This window comes from Mycobacterium sp. SMC-21 (assembly GCF_045310825.1).
GTDB lineage: Bacteria > Actinomycetota > Actinomycetes > Mycobacteriales > Mycobacteriaceae > Mycobacterium.
This window is the reverse complement of the sequence record NZ_JBJIAO010000033.1, coordinates 51,895-58,359: the sequence shown is the minus strand read 5'-3', so window position 1 is coordinate 58,359 and position 6,465 is coordinate 51,895. Positions and strand designations below refer to the sequence as shown.

The following is a 6,465-nucleotide window of genomic DNA, read 5'->3' as shown; positions in this document are numbered from 1 at the left end:
GATGATCATCCTCGGGAAGGTGCGCCCACTTTCAGGCCGCCTCCTCGGGCCTCATCCACAGGTATTGATCATTGCTCGTCGAATTGCTCGGCTTCGCCGGCCACCCAGCGGGCGAGGTTCGGTCGTTTCTTGCGGTTGAACGGATCAACGGCGCCGGAAACGTCCAGGTCTTCGGCGACGTCGACAACCTCCCAGCCGCGGCGTTCGCAGTAGTCGCGGCATGCTGCCGCTCGGGGGAGGTCATAGCCTCGGTGACGCGGGGATAGTTGAGTGACTATCAATGCCCTCTTCGTTCGGGCTGCAATAGTGGACTACCGAGACGGCCGTCGTCGACAAGCCGGCCGAGGAAGCCGATGACGGGCACGGCCACCACGGTCACGCCCACTAAGTAGTTCCAACGAAACACCCCCGGTCCCGATGGGTCGGGGGTGCTCTCGTTTACCCGAAGACGAGTTGTGTCTGCCCGAGGGCGGCCACGCCGTCGTACGCGAAACGCGCCCATACCGAACGCATTTCACGTCCGAGGTCCTCGTCGACGGTGCGTGGCTCGGGGCCGAGCATCGGTGCGTCCGTCCACGCGCCCACTGCACCCAGGAGCAGCGGAAGCTCGATGCAATGGCAGGCGCCCAGCGGAGCTCGCGGTGGTACCCAGTCGATGCGGAAGGTCGCTGCTCGTCCACCCGCTCGCTCCCAGCCACGGGCGAGATCGATTGCCGGCCTGCCGAACTCGGTGCGCGTCATGTTGCGTCCGATCAGCGTGGTGAGCGCGGCGCCGAGCGGCCCGAACCGCTGTGCGCGGGCGGCCCGCGGATCCATCGACACAAAGGGTCGACCGTCGTCACGGGTGTAGCCGACCAGGATCTCGACACGCGTTGCCGCGTCGGCGATCTGCGACTCGAATTGTTCGGCGGAAACCAGCGGTGCGTGACCGAGAATCGGTGCGTAGGCCATCATGGCGACCCGGCCGAACGGCTGAGCGGCTGTCAACGCGGCAACCTGCGCAGCGAGCAGCTGCTCAATGTCGGCTTCCATGGCCGGCACGCCCGCCAACGACACCAGCGCGGCCTTGCGCATCGCGGCGGCCATCGCCGCGCGCTCGCGCGGCAGGCCGAGCGGTGCGCTCTGCAGGATGGCCCGGATAAAGAGTCCCGCTGTCTCCGGGCACAACATCAGCGACAGAACGGAATCGCCGCCGGCGGACTGGCCGAACACCGTGACGCGGCCTGGATCGCCGCCGAACGCCGCGATGTTGTCGCGTACCCATTGCAGAGCGCAGATCTGGTCACGCAGGCCGAGGTTCTGCGTCGCCGGGTCATGGATGTTCAGGTAGCCGAAGATGCCGAGGCGGTAGGTGACCGTCACCACGACGACCTGTCCCTCGGCTGCCAGCGTCTGAGCGTCGTACTTCGGGGATTCGCCACCACCCGATACGTAGGCCCCGCCGTGAAACCACACCATCACCGGCAGACTTTCGGCATCCGCGGGTGCGGTGACGGTGAGCACTTGGCACTGCTCACTCTTGGTTAGGCTGTCGACGAAGGCGCCCGTGACGGACTGCAGTCGGGATGGCAGTTGAGGACACGCGGGTCCGCGCTTGGTTGCGTCGATCACGTCCGCGCCGGGAGAGACCAGTTCCGGGGCGGCGAACCGGTCGGCGCGGGCATAGGGAGTGCCGCGGGCGACCACCACGCCGTCGTTTTCGATCGCCTGCAGGGTGGTGCCGCCGATGTCGATGCGCGTGGCCGCCATCGGCTCACAATATGAAGGACCCCCGATCCGGGCGGATCGGGGGTCCTTGGTCGGGCGGTCAGAAGGCCTGGTCGACGAAACCGTTGCTGGTGTTGGTGTTGTCGTGGTTGTCGACGCTGTAGTGGGGACCGATCGGGGTTCCGGTGGTGGCCTGCGCGGGGACGGCCAGACCCAGGACGGCGGCGGTCATGCTGGATGCGATCAGAGTGGCAAAGCCGAACTTCTTCATTTTGAACCCCTTTTTCGGTTGTTGTGGTGCTCTGATGGTTGAAACCGGTTGTGCGGCAGTACCATTCCGATCGGCAGGATTTGATGCACGGTTGGCAGAATTAAGTCTTTTGTGACGGACGCGGTAGCCGTACAGGGAATATCTGCGATTTGCCTGCACCGTCCTCGCCGCCGGCGCGATGCTTGCGTCAGAGGAGGGCATCATGACCGAGACGACGCCATCGCTGTATCGCCGGCTGGGCGGCTACGACGTGATCGCGGCCATCATCGACGACATGTTCGCCTTGTTGCGAGCGGACCCGGCGTTCGCACGTTTCGGGTCGGGCCGCAGCACCGATTCGCACATGCGAGCCCGGCAGCTGCTCGTCGATCAGATGGGTGAGCTGACCGGCGGGCCGTGTTACTACATCGGGCGTGACATGTTGACCTCCCATGCGGGACTGGCGATCTCGGCTGCGGAATGGGACGCCAACATGAAGCATGCTGACGCGGCACTGCTCAAGAACGGCGTGCCCGACGCCGAAAGGGCGGAGTTCCTGGCGCTTTTCGAGCGCTACCGCGACGACATCGTCGAATAGCGGTCCCGGTCGACCCGGGTCTCAGCTAGTTTCGCCCTGTGGATGCGCAAGCGGTGCGGTGCTGGGTGCAGGAGCGGCATGCCCAGCTTCATATGCGCAAGTGGATGCTGGAGTTCGACGACGCCGACTCCGAACGCGAGTTCCGGGCACACGACGACGCGAACGGCCTGCGGGCGGTGACCTTCGCGCAGGTGGTCGGCGTTCTGTTCACCGTCGTGTACGCGGGTGTGGATTTCCTTGTCCTGCACGGTTTCGTCCCCGGCGCGCTGATCGTCCGCGTGGTCACCATCGCCATCTTCCTGCTCGGGATCGTGGCGATCCGGCGGATTCGAACGCTTCAGGACCGTCTGCAGGTCGCCGCGGTCGTGCAGCTGACGATCGTCCAGGTGCTGCTCGTCCCGGTGCTTGCCGGCATCGGCGATTTCCCGACCCAGTACCTGATGACCTCGGCCACCGTCACGCTGCTGGGCGCCGTCGGTCTGCTGCGGCTGCGGATGCACGCCGCCCTGGCCAACACGGTGGTGTTCGTCGTGGTGTGCCTGGAGCTGCCGAATGCCCGGGGGAACCTGAACGAGCTCGGCACGATGGCACCGCAGATCGCGGGACTGGCCGCGATCAGCGTGCTGATCGCCTATGCGCTGGAGCGGCTGCGGCGCATCGACTTCCTGCGGCAGCGTGAAGTCGAACGAGAGCGGGCCCGAACCGAGGAGATTCTCTACAACGTGCTGCCGGCACCGATCGCGGACCGGCTGCGCGACGGCGCGCTGACCATCGCCGACTCGGCGCCCAGCGTCAGCGTGTTGTTCTCGGACATTGTGGGCTTCACCCCTCTGTCCGAGACGCTGACGCCGGAGGAGCTGGTGCAGCTGCTGGACACGATGTTCCGCGCCTTCGACGAGCTCTGCGACCGGCGCGGCATCGAGAAGATCAAGACGGTCGGTGACGCCTATATGGCGGTGGCGGGCCTGCCCAATCCCGACGCGGACCACGCTGCCTCGATGGCTGAACTGGCCCTCGACATGCAGCGCACCGTCACCGGCCTGTCATCGAGTTGGCCGAGTCCGATCTCGATGCGGATCGGCATCTCGTCGGGTCCGGTGGTCGCAGGCGTGATCGGGCAGCGCAAGTTCATCTACGACCTGTGGGGCGACACCGTGAACACCGCGAGCCGCATGGAATCCAGTGGCCGCCCGCACCGCATCCAGGTGTCCGCGTCCACACACGCGCTGCTGGCGCACCGCTACGCATTCAGCGACCCACAGGTGGTCGAGGTCAAGGGCAAGGGACGCATGACAACGTACTTCTTGGAGGGCGCCCGGTGATGAGTGAACCGCTGCTGCGGCACGACCGCGACGACCGCGGCGTCGTCACGCTGACGCTGAACCGGCCGCAGGCCTTCAACGCCCTGTCCGAGGCGATGCTCACGGAACTGGGGGAGGCGTTCGCTGCACTCACGGACGACGCGACGGTGCGGGCCGTCGTCCTCGGGGCATCCGGCCGGGCCTTCTGCGCCGGTCACGACCTCAAGGAAATGCGCGCCGAACCGTCGCTCGAGTACTACCAGGACCTGTTCGCCCAATGCACGGCGGTGATGTTGGCGATCCAGCGGTTGCCGGTGCCGGTGATCGCGCGGGTTCAGGGCCGGGCGACCGCGGCCGGCTGTCAGCTCGTGGCGATGTGCGATCTGGCGGTGGCGAGCCATGACGCCCGCTTCGCCGTCAGTGGCATCAACGTCGGATTGTTCTGTGCCACAACGGGAGTCGCGTTGTCACGCAACGTCCCGCGCAAGGCCGCCTTCGAGATGCTGGTGACCGGGGAGTTCATCGCGGCTGACGAAGCCAAAGCCCTCGGACTGGTCAACCGGGTGGCGGCGCCGGAAGCGCTCGACGACGAAGTGGAGGCCGTTGTCGCGAGCATCGTCGCCAAGCCTGCCGTCGCCGTCGCGATGGGCAAGTCGTTGTTCTACCGCCAGCTCGAAGTCGGGATCGAAGCCGCCTACGCGGATGCCGGCGCGACGATGGCCTGCAACATGATGGACCCGAGCGCACTCGAGGGCGTGCTGGCGTTCATCGAGAAGCGCCCGCCCCACTGATGTGGCGGCGTGCGCCAAGAATCCGCCAAGGCCCGCGCACCACGCTGTGGCCATGAAGACCATTCTGATCGCGGCGCTCTCGGTCGCGGCCACCGCAGCATTGCCACTCGCCGCTGTGGCGAACGCCTGTGGCGGTGGCGGCCCGGTGCCGGCCAACCATGAATTCGTGACCCCGTCGGGGAACATCGGGTGTGACATCTACTCCGACGGCACTGGCGTGAATTGCGAAGTGCGGGAACATGTCTGGGTGCAGCCGGCATCCACGATGGGTCCCTACGGCCGGGCCTGTAATTTCAACTTTGGCGGTCTGCAGTTCTACGTCAGCAAGGGCAATCCCGGAAAGCTCGGATGCTACGAAGGCGCGAGCAACTTCACCGCCGCGAACCTCAAGACGCTCGACTACGGCCAGACCTTCACTCAAGGTTCGATCACCTGCACCAGCGAGCTGGCAGGCGTCACCTGCACCGACACAGCCACCGGGCACTTCATCCGCGTCTCGCGTGAGAATTACGACTTGGGCTGAGTGGTTGACGGTTCGGCCGCCCGCGGCGCACTGTGATGTGAGTCATATTTCTATCCGGACACATCGGGGCAGAGAGGCGGCCGCTCGTGACCACGAAGGACAAGTACACGGAAGTGCCCACGCCGTACTCCTGGGACGTCGCGAGCGGTGGCGACGCACGCTTCACCTGGGAATATGACGACGGCCGCGGGCGCCTGTTGAACCTGTACCAGAAGGGCAAGGACAAGCAGTGGGACGCCCAGTCGCGTATCGACTGGTCGCTGGATGTCGATCCGATGAACCCGATCGGCCTGCCCGACGAGTTCCATCCGCTGTTCGGCAGCCCGATGTGGGAAGCGGCCGACGAGAAGCGCCGCGCCGAGATGAAGCGCCACTCGCAAGCCTGGCAGTTCTCGCAGTTCCTGCACGGCGAGCAGGGGGCGATGGTGTGCGCGGCGAAGATCGTCGAGGTCGTCCCCGACCTCGATGCGAAGTTCTACGCGGCCACGCAGACCATGGACGAGGCCAGGCACGTCGAGACATTCTCCCGGTTCCTGCAGGAGAAGGTCGGCCTCGTCTACCCGATGAACAAGAATCTGAACCTCCTGCTGGAGGACACCCTGCGGGATTCGCGCTGGGACATGCCCTATCTCGGCATGCAGGTGCTCATCGAGGGCCTCGCGCTCGCCGCGTTCGGGGTACAGCGCGACCTGGCGGCGCCGGGGTCGCTGGCAAAACAGGTGCTGGCCTACGTCATGCAGGACGAGGCCCGGCATGTGGCGTTCGGCCGAATCTCGTTGAAGGACTACTACTCCGGGATCACCGAGGCGGAGCGGAGCGAACGCGAAGAGTTCGTCGTCGACGCCTGTTACCTGATGCGGGACCGGTTCCGCGGCGAAGAGGTTTTCGAGACCCTCGGGCTCGACGTCAAGGCGTGTGCCGAGTGGGTCGATACCTCGGCGCCCATGATGAAGCAGTTCCGCGCGCATCTGTTCAGCCGAATCGTGCCCATTGTCAAGGACATTGGGCTGTGGGGTCCCAAGGTGCAGCAGGCCTTCGCCGACATGGGCGTGCTGGACATGGCCGGCTTCGACATCGAGTCGATGATGAAGGCCGACGAGGATCAGGCCGAGGCGCTCGACAAGGCCCACGCTGAAATGGCTGTCCGGGCAGCTGAAGTGAATCAGATCATCGCTCAGGCGGCGAGTTAGAGGCCAGGCGCGCGGGGACGTATACGACCCCCTCCTTCGAGCTGCTACGCGGTTGTGTCGATGTTCCGCGGTTACCGACGCCGCATGCTCGTTAGCATGATCGAC

7 protein-coding genes are annotated in these 6,465 nt (G+C 65.6%); 5 read left to right on the top strand and 2 right to left on the bottom strand.

The genetic code is table 11. The annotated features are described in order from the left end of the window. Positions 1-438: 438 nt before the first annotated feature. Both ACJH6H_RS23580 and ACJH6H_RS23575 read right to left on the bottom strand, forming a co-directional pair. Positions 439-1,749 carry a carboxylesterase family protein gene (locus ACJH6H_RS23580; RefSeq protein WP_406775928.1) on the bottom strand — a complete coding sequence of 437 codons (1,311 nt, stop codon included), beginning with the start codon at positions 1,747-1,749 and terminating at the stop codon, positions 439-441. A gap of 58 nt (positions 1,750-1,807) precedes the next feature. Next, a complete protein-coding gene (locus tag ACJH6H_RS23575; RefSeq protein ID WP_212806835.1) occupies positions 1,808-1,978 on the bottom strand; it encodes a hypothetical protein in 171 nt (56 codons plus the stop codon). Between the two features lie 202 nt (positions 1,979-2,180). Between ACJH6H_RS23575 and ACJH6H_RS23570 the strand changes: the two genes are divergently transcribed. The 5 genes from ACJH6H_RS23570 to ACJH6H_RS23550 all read left to right on the top strand — a co-directional run bounded on the left by ACJH6H_RS23570 (position 2,181) and on the right by ACJH6H_RS23550 (position 6,360). Next, complete coding sequence (locus ACJH6H_RS23570; RefSeq protein ID WP_406775927.1) at positions 2,181-2,555, top strand: group 1 truncated hemoglobin; 375 nt, start codon at positions 2,181-2,183, stop codon at positions 2,553-2,555. A 38-nt stretch (positions 2,556-2,593) separates the two neighbouring features. Next, positions 2,594-3,877, top strand: coding sequence for an adenylate/guanylate cyclase domain-containing protein (locus tag ACJH6H_RS23565; RefSeq protein WP_406775926.1), 1,284 nt, complete (start codon positions 2,594-2,596; stop codon positions 3,875-3,877). After that, positions 3,877-4,647: an enoyl-CoA hydratase gene (locus ACJH6H_RS23560; protein WP_406775925.1), complete on the top strand. Its 771-nt coding sequence runs from the start codon at positions 3,877-3,879 to the stop codon at positions 4,645-4,647. Before ACJH6H_RS23565 ends, ACJH6H_RS23560 begins: the two co-directional genes overlap by 1 nt. 52 nt (positions 4,648-4,699) lie before the next feature. Next, complete coding sequence (locus tag ACJH6H_RS23555; RefSeq protein ID WP_406775924.1) at positions 4,700-5,170, top strand: hypothetical protein; 471 nt, start codon at positions 4,700-4,702, stop codon at positions 5,168-5,170. A gap of 86 nt (positions 5,171-5,256) precedes the next feature. Further along, entirely contained in the window at positions 5,257-6,360 is a 1,104-nt protein-coding gene (locus ACJH6H_RS23550) for a ferritin-like domain-containing protein (RefSeq protein WP_406775923.1), read from the top strand. Positions 6,361-6,465: the final 105 nt, after the last annotated feature.